Source organism: Planococcus sp. BI3 (assembly GCF_056680115.1).
Genome location: NZ_CM155266.1, coordinates 2,179,000 through 2,197,750 on the forward strand (window position 1 = coordinate 2,179,000; position 18,751 = coordinate 2,197,750).

General features: G+C 47.9%; 18 protein-coding genes and 1 other annotated feature (1 of these 19 cut by a window edge). Of the genes, 2 read left to right on the top strand and 16 right to left on the bottom strand.

Features of this window, described 5'->3' with window-relative positions; all coding sequences use genetic code 11:
• Positions 1-176, bottom strand: a binding site (T-box leader); it reaches 60 nt to the left of the window's first position.
• 752 nt (positions 177-928) lie between these two features.
• The 13 genes from AC1MEO_RS10870 to AC1MEO_RS10930 all read right to left on the bottom strand — a co-directional run bounded on the left by AC1MEO_RS10870 (position 929) and on the right by AC1MEO_RS10930 (position 14,411).
• On the bottom strand, positions 929-2,545 hold the full coding sequence (locus tag AC1MEO_RS10870; RefSeq protein ID WP_480330282.1) for a long-chain fatty acid--CoA ligase: 1,617 nt from the start codon (positions 2,543-2,545) through the stop codon (positions 929-931).
• Positions 2,542-3,525, bottom strand: coding sequence for a CaiB/BaiF CoA transferase family protein (locus AC1MEO_RS10875; RefSeq protein WP_480330284.1), 984 nt, complete (start codon positions 3,523-3,525; stop codon positions 2,542-2,544). Before AC1MEO_RS10875 ends, AC1MEO_RS10870 begins: the two co-directional genes overlap by 4 nt.
• The gene (locus tag AC1MEO_RS10880) at positions 3,526-4,674 is read right to left on the bottom strand and encodes an acyl-CoA dehydrogenase family protein (RefSeq protein WP_480330286.1); all 1,149 of its coding nucleotides are present in this window, start codon (positions 4,672-4,674) and stop codon (positions 3,526-3,528) included.
• A gap of 14 nt (positions 4,675-4,688) precedes the next feature.
• Positions 4,689-5,459 (bottom strand): 3-hydroxyacyl-CoA dehydrogenase, encoded by a 771-nt coding sequence (locus tag AC1MEO_RS10885; protein WP_480330288.1) that lies wholly within the window; start codon positions 5,457-5,459, stop codon positions 4,689-4,691.
• 28 nt (positions 5,460-5,487) lie between these two features.
• Positions 5,488-6,636, bottom strand: coding sequence for a thiolase family protein (locus AC1MEO_RS10890; protein WP_480330290.1), 1,149 nt, complete (start codon positions 6,634-6,636; stop codon positions 5,488-5,490).
• Positions 6,637-6,889: 253 nt separating this feature from the next.
• Entirely contained in the window at positions 6,890-7,792 is a 903-nt protein-coding gene (locus AC1MEO_RS10895; protein WP_480330292.1) for a glycine betaine ABC transporter substrate-binding protein, read from the bottom strand.
• A 12-nt stretch (positions 7,793-7,804) separates the two neighbouring features.
• Positions 7,805-8,443, bottom strand: a complete 639-nt coding sequence (locus AC1MEO_RS10900; RefSeq protein ID WP_480330294.1) for an ABC transporter permease — start codon at positions 8,441-8,443, stop codon at positions 7,805-7,807.
• A complete protein-coding gene (locus tag AC1MEO_RS10905; RefSeq protein ID WP_480330296.1) occupies positions 8,440-9,408 on the bottom strand; it encodes an ABC transporter ATP-binding protein in 969 nt (322 codons plus the stop codon). Before AC1MEO_RS10905 ends, AC1MEO_RS10900 begins: the two co-directional genes overlap by 4 nt.
• A gap of 87 nt (positions 9,409-9,495) precedes the next feature.
• Complete coding sequence (locus AC1MEO_RS10910) at positions 9,496-10,344, bottom strand: GNAT family N-acetyltransferase (RefSeq protein ID WP_480330298.1); 849 nt, start codon at positions 10,342-10,344, stop codon at positions 9,496-9,498.
• Between the two features lie 144 nt (positions 10,345-10,488).
• The gene (locus AC1MEO_RS10915; protein ID WP_480330300.1) at positions 10,489-11,706 is read right to left on the bottom strand and encodes an MFS transporter; all 1,218 of its coding nucleotides are present in this window, start codon (positions 11,704-11,706) and stop codon (positions 10,489-10,491) included.
• Positions 11,707-11,855: 149 nt separating this feature from the next.
• Positions 11,856-12,803, bottom strand: coding sequence for a DUF4003 family protein (locus tag AC1MEO_RS10920; protein ID WP_480330302.1), 948 nt, complete (start codon positions 12,801-12,803; stop codon positions 11,856-11,858).
• A gap of 54 nt (positions 12,804-12,857) precedes the next feature.
• Complete coding sequence (zupT, locus tag AC1MEO_RS10925; protein ID WP_480330304.1) at positions 12,858-13,667, bottom strand: zinc transporter ZupT; 810 nt, start codon at positions 13,665-13,667, stop codon at positions 12,858-12,860.
• Between the two features lie 96 nt (positions 13,668-13,763).
• Entirely contained in the window at positions 13,764-14,411 is a 648-nt protein-coding gene (locus AC1MEO_RS10930; RefSeq protein ID WP_480330306.1) for a uracil-DNA glycosylase, read from the bottom strand.
• Positions 14,412-14,535: 124 nt separating this feature from the next.
• Here AC1MEO_RS10930 and AC1MEO_RS10935 point away from each other — a divergent pair, with 124 nt between their 5' ends.
• Positions 14,536-14,877 carry a P-II family nitrogen regulator gene (locus tag AC1MEO_RS10935; RefSeq protein WP_480330308.1) on the top strand — a complete coding sequence of 114 codons (342 nt, stop codon included), beginning with the start codon at positions 14,536-14,538 and terminating at the stop codon, positions 14,875-14,877.
• A gap of 12 nt (positions 14,878-14,889) precedes the next feature.
• Positions 14,890-16,179 (top strand): ammonium transporter, encoded by a 1,290-nt coding sequence (locus AC1MEO_RS10940; protein ID WP_480330310.1) that lies wholly within the window; start codon positions 14,890-14,892, stop codon positions 16,177-16,179.
• Positions 16,180-16,206: 27 nt separating this feature from the next.
• On the opposite strand, the gene AC1MEO_RS10945 is transcribed toward AC1MEO_RS10940, so the two are convergent.
• From AC1MEO_RS10945 to AC1MEO_RS10955, 3 genes are all read right to left on the bottom strand, one after another.
• Complete coding sequence (locus tag AC1MEO_RS10945; protein WP_480330312.1) at positions 16,207-16,845, bottom strand: phosphatase PAP2 family protein; 639 nt, start codon at positions 16,843-16,845, stop codon at positions 16,207-16,209.
• A gap of 96 nt (positions 16,846-16,941) precedes the next feature.
• Positions 16,942-17,610 carry an ABC transporter ATP-binding protein gene (locus tag AC1MEO_RS10950; RefSeq protein ID WP_480330314.1) on the bottom strand — a complete coding sequence of 223 codons (669 nt, stop codon included), beginning with the start codon at positions 17,608-17,610 and terminating at the stop codon, positions 16,942-16,944.
• Between the two features lie 3 nt (positions 17,611-17,613).
• Positions 17,614-18,681, bottom strand: a complete 1,068-nt coding sequence (locus tag AC1MEO_RS10955) for an ABC transporter permease (protein ID WP_480330316.1) — start codon at positions 18,679-18,681, stop codon at positions 17,614-17,616.
• Between the last annotated feature and the right edge of the window lie 70 nt (positions 18,682-18,751).

Below are 18,751 nucleotides of genomic sequence, written 5' to 3' on the forward strand. Positions count from 1 at the left end.
ACTTAAACAGGCTCTTCGCCTTTCCCTTTAACGCAGGGCTTACGTCTCCCTTACTCGCTTCCGCTTTCAGGCCAGCTCTCCTAAGTCCATTCGCGCAGTTTATCCAATCAGCTTCCACCAGCCGCTGACTCTCTAAATGGATTTCCCTGCCTACTCGTCTCAATCCTCGATTTATACACTCTTCTATTCTCGTCTTCTCTAAGCTCTTCTCTCAAAAGGACTTGCTTCTCGTACAACAAGTTGACCCTTATCTTAAAAGGTTTTGTATATTCTGTCAAGTAAAAGAAAAGCGAAGGCAGCCGTTTAGCCTCGCCAAGCGCTGGAAGCCTTGCCGGTAATGGCGTTCTTCAGCCAGTGCCGGAAAGGCTGAAGCGACTCGAGAGGCTGGCTGCCGGAGTCTGGACAAAGAAATGCGCAAACGGCCATGTAGGTCCGACAGGCATAAGACAGCCCAGCGAAGTGGCGCTCTTTGCCACACAGCATGAAAAGTGAAAGTGCCTGTCCAGCTCTGACAGGTGTAAGACGAGTTGGCGAAGCGGCGTGTTTTCAGCCGCACAGCCAAAGCGGCTTACATCCCGAAGAGCTAGGCACTTGCAGCTGGACACTGGGTTGGCTTATGACCCTAGGACCTGGCCGTTGGAGTCTGGACAAAGAAATGCGAAGGCAGCCGTTTAGCCTCGACAAGCGCTGGAAGCCTTGCCGGTAATGGCGTTCTTCAGCCATTGCTGGAAAGGTTGAAGCGACTCGAGAGGCTGGCTGCCGGAGTCTGGACAAAGAAAAGCGAAGGCAGCCGACTAAAGGAACGTAAGCTAAAAGCGCGACTTCCTGTCGCAACGCTTACATGATCCGCATCCTGCGGACCCTCAACAATAAGAAAAAACGCAAGCAGCCAGAGTTTCCCGGCCGCTTGCGCTCCACTAACTAATAATCACTGATAATAGCCATCCAGTTCTTTTCGCAAAGCCGCTTTCAGGAATTTCCCGACCGAGGTCTTCGGCACTTCTTTCAAAAAGACCACATCGTCCGGGACCCACCATTTGGCGAACTGGCTCTCCAGATACGTCAGCAATTCTGATTTCGTCGCTTCGTCTTCAGCATAGCCTTCTTTCAGGACCACACAGGCAAGCGGACGCTCCATCCATTTTTCATGCGGAATGGCGACAACTGCCGCTTCAAAAACTGCCTCATGTGTCATCAATGCGTTTTCCAGATCTACAGATGAAATCCATTCCCCACCGCTCTTGATCAGATCTTTCGTCCGGTCCGTCAGCTTGATGTAGCCATCCGGTTCGATGACAGCGATGTCACCCGTATAAAGCCAACCATCCTTGAAGGCATCTGCGGTCCGTTCATCTTTATAGTATTCATCGGCAATCCAGGCGCCTTTGACATTCAGCTCACCCATCGTTTCGCCATCCCACGGAGCTTCACCGTTTTCATTGACGATCCGTACTTCCAGTCCTGGCATCGGCAAACCTGCCATCGAGCGGCGTTCGATGCGCTCATCCATCGTCATATCAGCCATGGCCGAAGTGGTGATGGCCAAACTGACAAGCGGAGCCGTTTCCGTCATCCCATAGCCCGTCACAAACGGCACACCGTATTTCTCCTCAAACGCCCGGATCAAGCCTTTCGGTGAAGCCGATCCACCGCAGATGATCATCCGGAGCGTTTCGATATTTCGCGGGTTTGCTTCCAGTTCTTTCAGTACGCCCATCCAAATGGTTGGGACACCGGCAGTCAACGTAACTTTCTCGGATTCAATCAAATCCAGCAGCATGCCCGGAGCAAAGCCCGGCCCCGGCAATACTTGCGTAGTGCCAAACAAGACACTGGCAAACGGCAGCCCCCATGCATTGGCATGGAACATCGGAACAATCGACAAGGCAATGTCACGTTCCGACAAGCCCATGGCATCGGACATGCCCAGCGCATAACTATGGAGTACCAGCCCACGGTGCGTATAAACGACACCTTTTGGATTGCCGGTAGTCGCCGATGTGTAGCACATGCCGGCCGGCGTGTTTTCGTCCAGATCTTCCGGGAATTCAAAGCTGCCGTCTTCAGCGGCCAGCAATTCTTCATAGGAATAGACGTTTTCAAGTGTCGTTTCCGGCAAATCTGTCCCGTCTTTCATGATGACAAAATGCTTGACTGTTTTCAGCATTGGCGCCAGCTTTTCAATCAACGGGAATAAATCATGATCGACCACTAGGATTTCATCTTCGGCATGGTTGATGACATAAGCGATGTGTTCCGGAGACAGGCGGATATTGATCATATGCAGGATAGCACCGGCACCCGGCACACCAAAATACAACTCCAGGTGGCGGTGATGATTCCAGGCAAAGCTTCCGACTTTCGTGCCTCGGTCCATGCCGATTTTCGTCAAAGCGGCGGCCAGTTTACGTGTGCGCACGGCAAATTCTTTATAAGGAATGCGATGGACCATATTTTCTCCGGTCCGTGAAATGATCAATTTTTCAGGAAAATAGCGCTCTGCTCTTTTTACGAAAGATGATAATAATAACGGCGAATCCATCATGTCACATCCGACTCCTTTTTCGTTCTGTTTTTTTCAATGAAAAATGGGTGTTCATGCCGTTCATGCGCCTTTAATACAGGCGCCAGGCAGGCATCCACCTGCAATGATATCCGGTACCATTCCTGCCAATCCTTCGATTTGAAAAACTTTGCGACTCTCTGGTGTTCCGGACTTTCCAGAGGCTTGTCTCCCCACTCCAACCATTCCGGCTGGTGGGCAAAACCACAGAAAGCACGCCAAAATTTTTCCTCCAGCGCCCCCAAAGTCATATAGCGGCCATCTTTTGTTTCATAAATGGCGTAGCTGATACGCGTGCCGCCAATTTCCGGAATTCCTCTTTCCGAAACTCCCGCTTCGTGATAGACGTCATGATTACCAAGAAATTCCGCCATCACTCCAGCCAAGGCGATATCCAAGTACTGCCCTTGTCCGGTCCTGAATTTTTTCAACAAAGCGGCCAGCAACTGTTCCGAAGCCAGCAATCCTCCGGTAAAATCAGCGAATGTATTTGTTGGATGGATCGGCCTGCCGGATGCATCCCTCATTTGATCCAAAGCACCGGACAGAGCCATATAGTTTAAATCGTGGCTGCCCAAGCCAGCCATTTCACCCGTTTGCCCGTAACCCGATAAGGAACAATAAACCAAATCAGGCTTTACATCCTTCAAACTGTTATAATCCAGCCCCAGCTTCTTCATGACACCCGGCCTGAATGTTTCAATGAGGGCATCAGCGTTTTTCACTAATTCCAACATTTCCAGGCGGCCTTCAGGTGATTTCAAATCGATATGGACAATTTTTTTGCCCCGATTATTGGCCCGATGGACATGCCCTCCGCTCATATAGCGCGCCGGATCACCCGCGGGCGGTTCAACTTTGATGACTTCCGCACCCAGTTCAGCAAGCCGCATTCCCGCATACGGTCCTGGCACGTAATAAGTGACATCCAGTATGCGCACGCCTTTTAGCGCCTCTTTCATTTATAGGCCCATCCGTTTAGCAACGATGGTTTTCATGATTTCGTTGGAACCGGCATAAATCGCAGCCACCGGAATATCCCGGTACCGCCGTGCAATCTTGTATTCTTCCATATAGCCGTATCCGCCATGCAATTGCATGCATTCACCCGAAATCTTTTTGGCCGTGTCGGTCAGCCAGAATTTCGCCATCGACACTTTGGAAACAATATCTTTTCCAGCCATATGGTCTTCAATGAGCGATTCCAAAAAAGAATGGCCCAATTCGATTTCCGTCGCCATTTCCACCAATTTAAATTGGGAATTCTGGAACGAGCCAATCGGCTTGCCAAAGGCTTTTCTTGACTTCACATATTCCAAGGTCATTTCCAGCATATCTTCTGAAGCCACTTGTGCAGCCATTGCGACCACCAAGCGTTCCTGCTGCAGTTTTTCCATCAAATAGGTAAAGCCTTTGTTCTCTTCGCCGATCAAATTTGCGGCCGGAACAACGCAATCCTCAAAATACAGTTCGGACGTGTCTTGTGCATGAAGGCCGACTTTATCCAGCTTGCGCCCTTTCTCAAAGCCTGGCGTCCCTTCTTCTACCATCAATAACGAAATTCCCCGGTGCTTCGGTTCTGCTTTCGGATCAGTTTTCACGACCACCAGCACCAATGTCGAATTGATGCCGTTGGTGATGAACGTTTTCTGGCCATTGACAATATAGTTGTCGCCATCCCGAATGGCAGTGGTCGATATATTCGCCAGGTCAGATCCAGCACCTGGTTCTGTCATAGCAATCGCTGTAATGTGGTCGCCTGAAACACAGCCTGGCAGCCAGCGCTGTTTCTGTTCTTCGTTGCCATAAGCTTCAATATAAGGGACGGTGATATCATTGTGGAGGCCAACGCCTGTCAAACTGGCACCCACACGTTCCATCTCTTCTCCGATAACAACTGCATAACGAAAATCAAGTCCAAGACCGCCATACTGTTCTTCGACTTGAGGACTTAAAAAGCCCATATCCCCAAGTTTTTTCCAGAAAGATTTTGGAATAAGGCGATCTTTTTCCCATTGGTCATAATTCGGGACTGCTTCTTTCTCCAGAAATTTGCGCAACGACTTGCGGAACATCACCTGTTCTTCTTCTTCAAAACGGTATTTCCCCATCCTCTTTGTCCCCCTTATTTCGGCTGCATGCGGATTGCTCCGTCGAGTCGGATTGTTTCTCCATTCAACATCGGATTTGCTGTAATGCTTTCCACCAATTGTGCGTATTCAGACGGTTTTCCGAGACGCGCCGGAAATGGCACCGCCGCAGACAATGAAGCAATTGCGGCATCCGGCAGCCCTTCCACCATCGGCGTCTCCATTAAGCCGGGCGCAATTGCCATGACGCGGATTCCATCTCTTGCCAGTTCGCGGGCTATCGGCAACGTCATCGATACCACTCCGCCTTTTGACGCACTATAGGCTGCTTGTCCAATCTGGCCTTCGTATGCGGCTACTGATGCCGTTGAAATGATGACTCCGCGCTCCCCTTCTTCATTTGGCTCATTTTTCTGCATAGCCGCCGCGGCAACCCGGATTACATTAAAGCTGCCGATCAGGTTCACTTTGATGACTTTTTCGAACTGATCCAGTCCAATTGGTGTGCCTTTGGACAATACTTTTCCGGGTGTACCGATTCCTGCACAATTGACAATCAAATCAATACTGCCGAACTGCTCCAGCGTTTCACTTATATTCTGTTCGACCTGCTTCGCATCCGTCACATCGGTTTCTTTGTAGATGACCGATTCTTCCCCTAATTCCTCGATCAGCTTTTTTGCCCGCTCTGCGTTCAAATCGAAAATAGCCGCTTTCCCACCACTTTCTGCAATACGGCGCACTGTCGCTTCTCCAAGCCCGGACGCTCCGCCTGTCACCACTGCTTTAACCTTTGAAAAATCCATTGTCATCCCCCTTAGTCTTCAAACCAGTCTACAGTTTTTCAATGATGGTGGCATTGGCCATTCCCATGCCTTCGCAAATCGCCAATAAACCATAACGGCCATCTGTCCGCTCCAGTTCATGCAGCAGCGATACCAGTAATTTGGTTCCGGTCGCACCAAGCGGATGGCCAAGTGCAATTGCGCCGCCGTTGACATTCAGTTTTTCAGGATCTCCGCCGATATCGTGCAGCCACGCCAGCGGAACTGGCGCAAATGCTTCATTGATTTCATAACGGTCCATATCACCAATTTCGAGCCCTGCTTTTTCAAGCACTTTCCTTGTTGCCGCAATTGGCCCCGTCAGCATCAATGTCGGATCTGAGCCCACCACGACACGCGCCAGAATCCGCGCTTTCGGTTTCAAACCTAATTCCCGCGCCTTTTCTGCCGACATCAGCAAGACTGCAGATGCACCGTCACTCATCTGGCTGGCGTTTCCGGCAGTAATTACGCCATTCTCGTCAAAGACGGTTTTCAGTCCCCCGAGAACTTCCTGTGTCGTTCCAGGCCGCGGTCCTTCATCTACCGTAACCGTTTGTTTTTCACCATCTGAATCCTGCGTTTCAATCGGAACGATTTCTCGCTCATAATATCCTTTTTGAATGGCATTTTGTGCCCGTTCATGGCTTTGCACGGCAAAGGCATCAAGTTGTTCTCGAGTAAATCCCCATTTTTCAGCGATGCGTTCTGCCGACAATCCCTGGTTGATGATTTCATATTGATCCGTCAGTTTCCCGCTCATTTCTGCACCTTGCATATTGGAAAACATCGGCACACGCGTCATACTTTCTACACCGCCCGCAATGACAATATCCATATCTCCCGCTAAAATTGCCTGCGCCCCAAAATGCACTGCCTGCTGGCTTGACCCACATTGGCGATCGATGGTAACGCCAGGCACATGATCGGGAAATCCGGCAATCAATGCAGCCGTGCGCGCAATATTGCCCCCTTGCTCCCCGGCCTGTGAAACACAACCTAAAATAACATCTTCTATTTCACTTTTGTCTACTCCTGCACGCGCCACCAGCGCTTCCAGCACCAAAGCCGCCAATTCATCCGGGCGTTGATTGGCAAACTGCCCTTTTCTGCGCCCTACCGGCGACCGTACTCCTTCTACAATCACAACTTCTCTCATACTCTTCACCCCTTTTAATTTTGCGAAATCGCTTTCATTTTACAGAATTGAATGACTATTCACTCATTAAATCCATTGTACAAGAACCTATTGCCAAATGCTACAAGAAAAGCGGAGGCGCCCAAAAGCGGAAGCAACATGTTACCGACCACCGACATTCGGACAATAAAAAAGCGCATACAGCCTCAACAAAGAGCTGCCATTTGTTTTCTTAAACCAAAAGATTCCGCAGCCTAAGCTGCGGAATCCCTTTTTATTCTTCAATTAATCCTTTTTCAATCAGGAACTCACGAGCGACATCACTCGCGACCTCCTGATCTACATCAATGCGCGAATTCATGGCCAGCATTTCTTCTTCGCTGATTTGCCCAGCCAGTCCACTTAAGACTTCCTCAAGCTCTGGGTATTCTTCAAGTGTTTCCATTCGGACAACTGGAACTGCATCGTATTTCGGGAAAAACGAAAGATCGTCTTCCGTTGTTTCAAGATCGAATAATTCGATGCGGCTATCTGTTGTAAAGGCTGGAATAACATCCACTTCTCCGCTTTGGACAGCTTCGTACATAATGGCTGGATCAAAACTTTCCGTAGCTGAAAACTCAAAAGGGTAAGTCGCGACTAGGTCATCAAAACCATCACCTTGGCGTTCATAGAAAGGGTGCGGTGCGCCAAAACGCATATTTTCCGACTTCGAAATTTCAGCTAAATCCGAGTAAGTTTCCGCGTCATAACCGCTGTCTTTAGAAAATGCTAAAGTATAGCCGTTTTCAAATCCAAGCGGCTCAAGCCATGTGGCATCCAATTCCTCTTCATACCCCGCTCTGACAATCTCCAACACTTCTTCCGAAGATTGTCCCGGTACTGATTCTTCTTTCAAAACGTCCTTCAATCCGGTACCGGTGTATTCCACATACATATCGATGTCTCCTTGCTCCAAAGCAGGCGTCAAAATCGCCACTTCTCCAAGGCCATCTTCGTACTCTACTGTGTATTCCGAGTTTGCTTCAATATACTGCCCAAGAATATAAGGAAGAATGTATTGTTCTGTCCATGGCTTACCGCCAATCACAAGTGGATCTGATGCATCTCCACCTGATCCACAACCCGCAATGACTGTGGTTCCAGCCAATAAAATACCAAATGCTATCTTTTTCATTCTCATTTCCTCCTATGTTTTTAAGCCTTTTGGCGTTGCCCTCTTTTCAATCCATTTCAATATCTGGTCAAAACCGATGGCAAGCAGCGCAACTGGGAGGGCTCCTGCCAGAACCAACGCATTATTATACGATTGCAGGCCGCGGTAGATGATATCCCCTAAACCGCCGGCCCCGACGAATGTTGCAAGCGTAGCGATGCCGACAGTCAAAACAGTCGCTGTCCGTATCCCGGCCATGATGAATGGCAAGGCGAGCGGCAATTCAATTTGCCGCAGGATCTGCGTCCGGGTCATGCCCATTCCCCGCCCCGCTTCGATTGTGGAGCCATCGACACCCACAATCCCCGCATATGTATTCCGCAGAATCGGCAACAGGGCATAGATGATGAGCGCAATTAATGCAGTCGGTGAGCCAATGCCCAGAATCGGAACCAAAAAGCCGAATAGCGCAAGACTCGGTATGGTTTGGAAAACAGCTGTCACGCCAATAATCGGTTCAGCGTAGCGCCGGTAGCGCGTGATGATAATTCCCAATGGCAGTGCAATCGCAATGCCGATTGCAACGGCTACAAAAGACAAATAAATATGCTCTAAAAGTGCACTGATGATCATATCCTGTCGGCTGACGAGTGTATCGAGGAAATTTCTCATACCAATACCTCCGCTTCCTTAACAAGAGCCGCTTTCAATAAATCACGGTCATTGGCATAAGCCATGACCTTCCCATCTTCAATGATCGCCAGATAGTCCTGATCGCTTTTATCCAGTTGGTTAAAAGCAGTTTCAATCGTCGAATCTGCAGAAATCTTCTCTGCATCCCCCGACCAATCTCTTGTAAATAAGCCAAGAAACTCCGCTAATCTCTTTTCTCCGAATGTGCGCTTTTGATTGATGCGTTCTACGCCAATGAAATTGCGGACAAACTCGTTTGCCGGTTGGTCGATCAGTTGCTGAGGTGTTCCTGTCTGTTCGACTTGGCCGTCACGCATGACAATAATGGAATCTGCGATCTTCAATGCTTCATCCATATCATGTGTGACGAAAACGATGGTCTTATTGATGGTTTGCTGAAGATTCCGGAGTTCGTCCTGCAATTGTTCCCGGCTGATGGGATCGAGCGCTGAAAACGGTTCATCCATTAAGACAATATTGGGATCTCCAGCCAATGCCCGGACTACTCCTACACGCTGCTGCTGCCCTCCGCTCAATTCAAGAGGATAGCGATCCATATAGATTGCAGGATCCAACCCGACCAACTCGAGCAATTCCCGCACCCGCTCTTCTTTTTTGGCTTTTGGCCATTCCAGCAGTTTCGGGACCAACGCCACGTTATCCGAAATGGTCATATGGGGAAACAATCCAATACGTTGAATAACATAACCGATAGAACGGCGCAATTGAACTTCATCCATTCCATTAATGGGTTTTTCGTCAATATAGATACTCCCGGCAGTCGGTTTCTCCAATTTATTGATCATTTTCATCAAAGTAGTCTTGCCGCATCCACTGGGGCCGATAATAGCAGTCAATTCATGAGTGGGAAGAACGAGTGATATGTCTTTTAATGCTTCCGTTCCATCAGGAAAGCGTTTTGTGACATTTTCAAATCGAATCATAGCCTCCGCTCCCTTCTGTTCTTTTCAGCCTAGCTTTTTTATACCCTTTGGCAGTCCTTTTTACTCCTGAAAAGCTTTACCAGCGAATTATTGTTGTTCAAACACAAGGTGAACCGGATTGGCAATCTGCTCGTAGCCGATTTCCCTGTAGATTTTATTGGCCGTAGCATTGCTGAGATCAGTATAGAGCACTACGAAATCATACTCCAGCAGCAGCTCGTCTGTCACTTCTGCTACCAGCGTCCGTGCGTACCCTTTTCCCCGCTGACCCTTTGGCGTAAATACAAAGGATACCGTTATGCCGTTTTTGGAAGGACGCGATTTCTTCATGCAGGAGACAGCCACTCCATCGACTTCCCATACGTAGACTTCCTTCCTTTCCAAAAAGTCAGCAATCCGGTGCGTAGCTTCCGCCTTTGTAGAGCGTCGGCCAAGTCCTGTTTCCTCTTCAAACAGCCTGTACCATTCCTCCAGGATTTCTGCATGTTTTTTACTGGCAACCCACCAGGTCCCTTCGCTCTTCTTCAGCCCTTTATTGACCGCATCAATACGGTAAAGGCCCTGGTCCATTAATACTTTCACCTGCTCATCCGTCTCGCGGATCCAAGCTTCCGCAAAGAGGCGGCATGTTTCCTGTTCGCCGACAATCCCGCTGACTTCAATCCCCAGATTCTGTAAATGTCCGGCAACTTCTTCTTCAATGCCCGGAAGGTCCCGAAACACCACCAATTGCAGAGCGTGAGGCGGCGTCATCAAGCAAGCAGCTACAATTTCACCTTCCGTTTCTGCAAGGGCCAAAAAATAATCCTCATACTGATTTGCTTGTATTTGCCCGAGCACGCCCAGGAACAAACTATGAATGTCTTCATTTCGGTACAGCAAGGGTGACACTTTTTCCGAAAAAACTGCTGAATCCGAGTAGATAAGCAATTCCATTTTCCCACGTCCATTTCCGTCTTAATTCCTCATCCTATATTATTAGCTATATTATGGAAAATCTCCTGCTTATATCCGTCATTTCTTTAACAAAAAAACAACGTCCCCGAACTCGTATCGGGTGCGTTGTTTTTGCGCTCGGTTCTATTCCAATTCCATTTGTTTTGTCTCAGTTCCAAGAAATGCCACGGCCATGGCTCCAATAAGGATAGAGACACAGAAGATCCCGAAGATTATGTTGATGCCGATACCGGCCGTCAACATCGAACCGACCAGAAGCGGACCAAGAACCCCGCCGATACGGCCAAAAGATGCAGCCATGCCCGTACCGGTACCCCGGATAACCGTTGGATACTGTTCCGGAGAGTAAGCATACAACGCTCCCCAAGCACCCAAGTTGAAGAAAGACAGGAAAGCCCCAGCAACGATCAACAAAGTGATGGTATCCGCATTCCCGAACGCCAAAGCGCTGCCAGCTGTTCCGATCAAATAGGTGACCAATACAAACTTCCTTCCGGCACGCTCGATAAGCCAAGCTGCAGAGAAATATCCTGGCAATTGAGCCAGGGTCATAATCAAGACATACTGGAAGCTTTGGATAAGTGTGAATCCTTTAAGCACCATAACGCTTGGCAGCCATAAGAACATTCCATAATACGAAAAGACCACTGTAAACCAGACGATCCACAGCATCACAGTAGGCCGTCTGTATTTTTTGGACCAGACTTCTTTAATATTTGTGGAAACCGACCGCAGTACATCCTTTTTAGCGGAAAACTGCGGGGAATCCGGCAGATTGATGCGAAGATACAATGCATAAAGTGCCGGCAATGCGGTCAGCAGCAATGCGATGCGCCATCCGAAAGACGGAATGATGAAATACGAAATAATTGCAGCCACCAGCCATCCGGCTGCCCAAAAGCTTTCCAGCAGGACGACGACGCGCCCACGCTCTTTTGCCGGCACACTTTCTGATACCAAAGTAGACGCAACTGGCAATTCTCCGCCCAGCCCCATTCCAACAAAAAACCGCAGGATCATAAACGCCGCGAGTGTCGTCGTAAAGGCAGAAAGGCCGCTGGCAATTGAAAATAGCAGCAAGGTGATGATGAATATCTTCTTCCTGCCCACACGGTCCGCATAGATGCCAAAGACGAACGCACCGACCGCCATACCAATTGAGTTGACGCTGCCGATCCAGCCCATTTGACTGGAAGTCAGTCCCCAGTCCACATGCAATGCCGCGATAACAAACGCTAAAATTCCGACATCCATTGCATCAAAGAGCCACCCCAATCCCGCGACCCACAATAATTTATTTCTTGAAATCGAACTCGAATTTTTCTCCGCTACAATAGACATCGCCATTCTCCTTGTCTTGACACATGTATAGTTTCATCTTTACACAACTATACGCTGTAGTCAGAATAGTGACAAGCTGCGGATTAAAGTCTGTTTTTTCAAATAAATGAAAGCGGGTGGATTAGGCCTAAAAAGTTTACGCCTCCCGTTCAGCCAGACGAATTACTGGTCGATGAAATCACGGCCGCATTAATGCTGACCATCATCGCTGCCTGCTGTGCTTGCATCAAGGTTTCCAGTGATGTAGAAAAAGCCATGGCAGAGATATCCTGGGCGTCAATGTTATCGGCCATCGTTTGCTGCACAGCTGTGGAAAAAGCCATGTCCTTGTACCAACGGAAAATTTTATTTTTTTCCAATTCACGTGTATTCTCTGCAATTTCCTGTAATGCTTCGCCATCTACCTGCGTCACCGCCAAAAAACCAAGAACCGGATACTGCGCCAAACGGATTTTAATTTTCTCCTCTTTAAAAAATTGCTGGATAGCCAAAACCCTGCCCACCATTTCCGGATCATAGTCCGGAGAATCAAAAGTCATGATTTGAGACAGCCATTGGAGGTCATTGCCCATGGTGAATCCCTGTTCGCGTAAATCGCGGTAATACATATTCATTGTCGCCGCTCGCTCTTCAAGCGCTCCTTCTCTACTGCTCAATAGCACTGCGTAAGGGATGTCTTCGTTTGATGTCAGGAACTTATGGTGCTTTTTCATCTCTTCATATAATTTCTTTGACCGCTCTGCTTGTTCCGGGTTTTTCATCAGCAAAGCCCCCAAATAGGTATAGGAAGTTTTCCAGAATCCCGCGTTATTCAATTCTTTTTGGTTTTGATTGACCAGCTCCAGCGAGTTCTCCACATCCCCTTCTTTGATCACCATAAAAGCTGCGGCTATGTGAAGCAGATGCGAGCGCAATGGCGAGGTCCAGCCTTCATTCTTTTTGATGATTTCAACTGCGGCTTCATGCGCTTTCGCATTAAAAGTTTGTTCATGCGATAAGTATAGATTGGTGACAGCCAACGCAATCCGCTTGTCTACTGCCCACCCTGCTGTTTTCGACACGTCCGAGAAAGTCTGTTCAATACGTTTGATATCCATAGAAAAAACCCCCTTTTTCTCTAATACGAGAAGAGGAGGCTAAAAGTTTCAATACTAGACGATCAATACCAGGCTGACAGCCATCACCGCCATGCCGGCAACCAATCCATAGATGGACAGATGTGCTTCGTCATAGCGTTTTGCAGCAGGCAATAGTTCATCCAATGAGATGAACACCATAATACCCGCTACGCCTGCGAATACGATTCCAAATAATGTATCGCTGAGAAAAGGCATTAGGAACAGCCATGCAGCGATGGCTCCGACCGGCTCTGAAATACCCGATAAAAAACTGTATTTAAACGCTTTTTTCCGGCTGCCGGTTGCATAATAAATTGGAACGGACACAGCGATTCCCTCCGGAATATTGTGGATGGCTACTGCAATAGCGATGGCGATCCCGAGAGCCGGATCCTGCATGGCCGACATGAATGTCGCAATCCCTTCAGGAAAGTTGTGGATACCAATCGCCAGGGCTGTAAACATACCCATCTTTCGAAGCCGGGCATATTCATCGTTGGTTGGGCCTTCGTCCATATCTTCCACCGTTTTGACTTCATGCGGATTCCCAAGTTGGGGAAGGATCCGATCCAATACCGCCATGAAAACCATTCCGCCGAAAAAACCAACCAGCGTTAGCCAGTACCCCATGCTTTCGCCATGGGCATTCGTCAAAGAATCTTTTGCTTTAACAAAGATTTCAATTAAGGAAACATAAATCATCACTCCTGCCGAAAAACCTAACGAGATCGACAGGAATTTTGTATTGGTACGGGATGCAAAAAATGCGATGAGACTGCCGATTCCGGTAGCCAAGCCAGCAAAAAGAGTTAATCCAAGCGCAAATAAGACTGTACTATCCATAGACATGCCTTCTTTCCAATTCTAGTGAATATGGTTATTGTACAGCGAAAGTTTCCTTTGTGCAACTTTTTTTAATAAGGAAAGACTTTCTACTATTTATTTATTTCGCTCGCCCAAAAGTTCTTTCAGCTTTCGCCAATCTGCGTCTTTCAAGGCTCGGACAGATGGATTATAAAAAACGCTGGCCGGATGGAAAGTGGGGAAAATATGATAAACTTCAGCAGTTTCTTTAAAGCCCCCTTCTTCTTCGTCCCAATATAAAATCGGCGTCTCCATCAAGACTCCATGAAGTTCCGTGACTTTTGCCTTCTGGCCGACCAATCGCTGAAGACCGATATTTCCCAGTGTCACAATCAATGGAGGGCGGACATCCCGAATCTCCGTATCCAATATCGGCGCATGCGCAATAATTTCTTTTTTGTTCGGTGTCCTGTTGTATTTTCTTTCAATAATTTCTCCGTTGCGCTTTGTTTTCGCCGCCCATTTATAAGGCCTGCTTCGAACCGCACTTGTAATATAGACATCTTCTCTTGCCAAACCGATACTCTCAAGAGAAGCCATCAACTCTTTACCCGCCCTTCCTGTAAAAGGGATGCCGATCTCCACTTCACTCTCTCCTGGCGCTTCCCCCACCAGCATAATCGCCGGATTTTTAGGACCGCTCCCCCATACAAAGCCTTCGACCGAATGCCCTTCGATTCGCCGCTTTCCTAAAGCAGCTAGTTCTTCTGAAATTCTATACATTATAGATTCACCTCTATTAATTTTTATCATGTAAGGAAATCTAACATGAATTGAAAATAACTCTTGCATTATCAGAAAATATAGATTAATATGTTAACAAACCTAACATCAAGGAGGAGAAAACATGAAAAAGATTGAAACGATTATTCGGCCATCCGTTTTCGCAGACGTTCGCCAAGCTCTGGCACTTGAAGGAATAGACGGTTTGAGTGTAACGGAAATTGCTGGAATCGGAAAGCAGGAAGGCCGAGTCGGGTTATTCCGCGGCAACGCCTACACAATGGAATTTTCTCCAAAGTTAAAATTAGAGATGGTGGTGGATGACCATAAGGTCGAAGATATCATTCAGGCTTTGTTGGAATACGCTTCAACTGGACAAGTTGGAGATGGTAAGATTTTCATTTTGCCGGTAGAGGAAGCTATACGAATCAGAACAAAAGAACGCGGCACAGTCGCGATTGGATAAGGAGGAGATTGGATGGAAGCAGTTCAAAGTTCAGTAGATATGATATGGGTGATGCTCGGGGCTATGCTAGTATTTTTTATGCATGCGGGATTCGCCATGGTGGAGTCAGGATTTACACGCTCTAAAAACACCTTGAATATTTTAATGAAAAACATGATCACCGTTTCACTCGGGTCGATTCTTTATTTCATCGTCGGATACGCTCTTATGTTTGGCCCTTCTTCTTTCGGATTGATTGGCACAGAAGGATTTGCGCTAACAGGCGTTGAAGACATCGGATTTTTTGTTTTCCAGGCTGTTTTCGCAGCCACATGTGCAACTATCATTTCCGGGGCTGTAGCTGAACGGATGAACTTGTCCGCATACATCCTGTTGACCATCGCCATGACTGCCATCATTTATCCGATTGTCGGACATTGGGTATGGGGAGGCGGTTGGTTGTCACAGATCGGCTTTATTGATTTTGCCGGATCCACGGTGGTGCATTTAACCGGTGCAGTTGCCGCATTTGTAGCAGCTTGGAAAATCGGCCCTCGCCTCGGCAAGTACAGCGGAAAATCCGTCAATACAATTCCAGGCCACAGTTTGCCACTGGGTGCATTAGGTGTTTTCATCCTTTGGCTGGGATGGTTCGGGTTTAATGGCGGCAGTACCTTGGCAGCCGACCCCGCCCTAGTGCCTCCGGTCATCGCCAATACCTTATTGGCAGCTTCTGCGGGAGTTATTGCCACAGCTGGATATACACGGTTGCGCTATGGCCGCATCGATGCTTCCCTGACGATGAACGGCGCACTTGCCGGCCTCGTCGGCATTACAGCAGGAGCGGCGAACGTTTCCCTTGTCGGCGCTCTCGCTATTGGATTGATAGCCGGGGTTGTCATGACCGAAGCTATCCGCTTGCTGGATTCTAAAATTCGTGTCGATGATCCGGTCGGAGCTATTTCCGTTCACGGTATTGCAGGTATCTGGGGGACGCTTGCAATCGGCTTGTTTGATACTACCGGTGGATTGCTTTACGGAGGCGGTGCGGAAATTCTTGGCATCCAGGCAGTTGGCGTCCTTGCCGTAATTGCATGGGCTTCGGTCTCAACCGGATTGGTGCTGTTCGCCGTCGGCAGCATTGTACCGCTAAGAGTCACAGCAGAAGACGAAGAAGCAGGCTTGGACTTTTCAGAGCATGGCTCACAAGCTTATTCCATGCAGGACGTTCTGCATGGTTCACCGACAGGACGCAACGATTCGTTTGCGCACCGGTTGAACCAGCTTGGAGAAGCACCCGCTTCCCGAAAATCGATTTCCTGAACAAAGAAAAAGAAGAGGAGTTCCTGGTCAGTCCAGGAACTCCTCTTCTTTTTCAATGCTCGTTCTTTTACGAAACAGACGCTCGCGTATTTCATACCAGACAGCCACTCCAACAAACCACGCATAACCCGCAAATAACCCGGCAGCTACATCAGAAAAGTAATGTTCTCCCCCCGCCACCCTGGACAATGCGACGAACAAAGTCAACGTGACAGCCACAACCCAAATTGCCGTCTTCCTTGTTCGCGAGGAGCTTGCCTCTGACAGGAAATAGGCCAGCGTAAAGAGGTACAACAAGCCGACCATCGCGTGATTGGATGGGAAACTGAAAGACTCCAGACTATGCGGCAATTCCGGACGCGGACGCTCGAACCATTCTTTCATCAACTGATTCAGAACATTTCCGACACCCACAGCCAAAAAGACGAACAGCATTCCCCGGTAATCCTTCCGGAACAGCCAAAGGTAGACGAGCAGCAGGAGGCTGACCGTAAAAATCATCCACGGTTCAGCGATAAACGACATGCTGTCGAGCAGGGTTCTGCCACCCAATAGTTCTGCAGCCGACCGATCGATCCGAACAATGGATTCACTTGAGTAATTTACGAGTATGGCAAAAAAACCAAGCAAAGCCGCTACTGCCAACGGATAAAAAAGACGCTTCACGAGATCCACCCTCTTTCATCATTACCTCTAGTTTATCATAAGCAAAATGAAAAGCCCGCCTGCCATACCGGCAAACGGACTCGGCCAACTTCCGGTTTACTGCAACTCCAGCACACCATCGACCATTTTATACACCTTATCACAATAATCGACCAGGCGAATATCGTGCGTCACCACAATCGTTGTTGTTTTTTTGTTTTTAGTTTCTTCCTTCAATAACTCCATTACTTCATAGGCACGGTCGGAGTCCAGAGAAGCTGTCGGCTCATCCGCCAGAATGATGGATGGATTGCTGTACAAAGCTTTAGCGATTGCCACCCGCTGACGTTCTCCTCCCGACAAATCTGACGGATATTTGCTGCGGAGATCCCCAATCCCCAGGTCTTTGTAAAGCTGCTCAAGCTGCTCTTTATCCATATTATCTTTTTTCACTTTGTCCAATAGCTTCAATTGCTTTTCCACTGTCAGAAATGGCACCAAATTTGAAGCCTGCAGAATAAAACCGATTTCCTTTAAACGGATTTTTGAAAGTTGCTTTTCATTTAACGTGGCGATGTTTGTGTCATTGATCAGAATATCTCCATTTGTCGGAGATAACAGCCCTCCAGCAATCGTTAAAAACGTGCTCTTCCCGGAACCTGAAGGCCCAATTACAGCAATCAGCTCTCCTTGTTCTGCACGAAAATTCGTTTCTTTCAATGCATCCACTTTCTTATGTCCCGTCCCGAATGTTTTTTTCACCCGGTTCATTTCCAATACCGCCATGATTCAACCTCCAATCGCTTTTAATGGATCAATTTTCACTATCGTCAACACAGAGAATACGGCGCCCAAAATAGCCACCACAATCAGCACCACTCCGTAGATCAGCATCGTTGGAATATCAAACGACACCGGTACCGCACTCGGGAGGAAAGCTCCTGTCAGAAGCGTTAATCCAAGACCTACAACTACACCAATCGCGGCCAGAATGGATGTTTGCGCAATGACCGAGCGAGCCAGATAAGCACTCGGAATCCCTTGCGCTTTCATGACGCCGAACATGCTGATTTTCTGAACTGTCAGCACGTAGAGGAAAATCGCCACAATCACTGATGAGATAGCGAACAGGAAGTAGATCATAAAGTTCAATGTCAGGCTTTGTTCGGTATACCCCGGAAGGCTTTCAATGAACGTCTCCGTCTCAATTACTGCAAGGTCTTCCTCATCTGTAACAGCCGAAATATCGGCAGTCCGTATAGCAATGCCACTGATCTGGCTTTCATTCCCCGCTGCTTCTTCGCCGAACTTCACACGCTCGAATGTCTCCAGGCCGGCATAAAGAACAGGCGCTGCATTAAAACGCGCTTCATCTGTAAATCCAACGATTTTCAGCGTTTCATCCGTTGATGACAAGCTCAGTGTATCTCCCAGCTTAAAGCCATCGTCCTTCAGTGCATCTCCGGCAATCACTTCATTAATACCTGTAAATTTTTCGCCTTCTATCACTTCCGGCATGATGAATTCATCATTATTGATGCCAAAAATGGAAACGTTGGCTTTTTGTCCACCAGTTTGCGCAATTGCGTTGAGCTGTCCAAGAACAGCCTTTTCATCAGCTTCGATGTTATCAAGGGTGTCAATGGAAAAAGAAGACTGGACCAGGCTTTGATCTGCTTCCTCTGTCAGGACGATTGCATCTGCATCCCACTTGTCCACCGCTTCCCTATTTAAACTTGCCAGACCGTTTGCCAGTCCTGATAGGAAAAACACCAAATAAGCCACAAGCATCAATACACCGATAATCAACGTAAAGCGTAATTTATTTTTTATGATTTCGTTCCACGCCAAAAACATTCTTTCACTTCCATCTCTTTAATTTTCTGCTTCTTATGCCTATCTATACTACTATACAAATTATGCAAAA

Excerpts from the sequence above, each read along its gene's own strand:
- AC1MEO_RS10870 (WP_480330282.1), bottom strand. The coding sequence starts at position 2,545 with ATGATGGATTCGCCGTTATTATTATCATCTTTCGTAAAAAGAGCAGAG.
- AC1MEO_RS10875 (WP_480330284.1), bottom strand. The coding sequence starts at position 3,525 with ATGAAAGAGGCGCTAAAAGGCGTGCGCATACTGGATGTCACTTATTAC.
- AC1MEO_RS10880 (WP_480330286.1), bottom strand. The coding sequence starts at position 4,674 with ATGGGGAAATACCGTTTTGAAGAAGAAGAACAGGTGATGTTCCGCAAG.
- AC1MEO_RS10885 (WP_480330288.1), bottom strand. The coding sequence starts at position 5,459 with ATGGATTTTTCAAAGGTTAAAGCAGTGGTGACAGGCGGAGCGTCCGGG.
- AC1MEO_RS10890 (WP_480330290.1), bottom strand. The coding sequence starts at position 6,636 with ATGAGAGAAGTTGTGATTGTAGAAGGAGTACGGTCGCCGGTAGGGCGC.
- AC1MEO_RS10895 (WP_480330292.1), bottom strand. The coding sequence starts at position 7,792 with ATGAAAAAGATAGCATTTGGTATTTTATTGGCTGGAACCACAGTCATT.
- AC1MEO_RS10900 (WP_480330294.1), bottom strand. The coding sequence starts at position 8,443 with ATGAGAAATTTCCTCGATACACTCGTCAGCCGACAGGATATGATCATC.
- AC1MEO_RS10905 (WP_480330296.1), bottom strand. The coding sequence starts at position 9,408 with ATGATTCGATTTGAAAATGTCACAAAACGCTTTCCTGATGGAACGGAA.
- AC1MEO_RS10910 (WP_480330298.1), bottom strand. The coding sequence starts at position 10,344 with ATGGAATTGCTTATCTACTCGGATTCAGCAGTTTTTTCGGAAAAAGTG.
- AC1MEO_RS10915 (WP_480330300.1), bottom strand. The coding sequence starts at position 11,706 with ATGTCTATTGTAGCGGAGAAAAATTCGAGTTCGATTTCAAGAAATAAA.
- AC1MEO_RS10920 (WP_480330302.1), bottom strand. The coding sequence starts at position 12,803 with ATGGATATCAAACGTATTGAACAGACTTTCTCGGACGTGTCGAAAACA.
- zupT (WP_480330304.1), bottom strand. The coding sequence starts at position 13,667 with ATGGATAGTACAGTCTTATTTGCGCTTGGATTAACTCTTTTTGCTGGC.
- AC1MEO_RS10930 (WP_480330306.1), bottom strand. The coding sequence starts at position 14,411 with ATGTATAGAATTTCAGAAGAACTAGCTGCTTTAGGAAAGCGGCGAATC.
- AC1MEO_RS10935 (WP_480330308.1), top strand. The coding sequence starts at position 14,536 with ATGAAAAAGATTGAAACGATTATTCGGCCATCCGTTTTCGCAGACGTT.
- AC1MEO_RS10940 (WP_480330310.1), top strand. The coding sequence starts at position 14,890 with ATGGAAGCAGTTCAAAGTTCAGTAGATATGATATGGGTGATGCTCGGG.
- AC1MEO_RS10950 (WP_480330314.1), bottom strand. The coding sequence starts at position 17,610 with ATGGCGGTATTGGAAATGAACCGGGTGAAAAAAACATTCGGGACGGGA.
- AC1MEO_RS10955 (WP_480330316.1), bottom strand. The coding sequence starts at position 18,681 with ATGTTTTTGGCGTGGAACGAAATCATAAAAAATAAATTACGCTTTACG.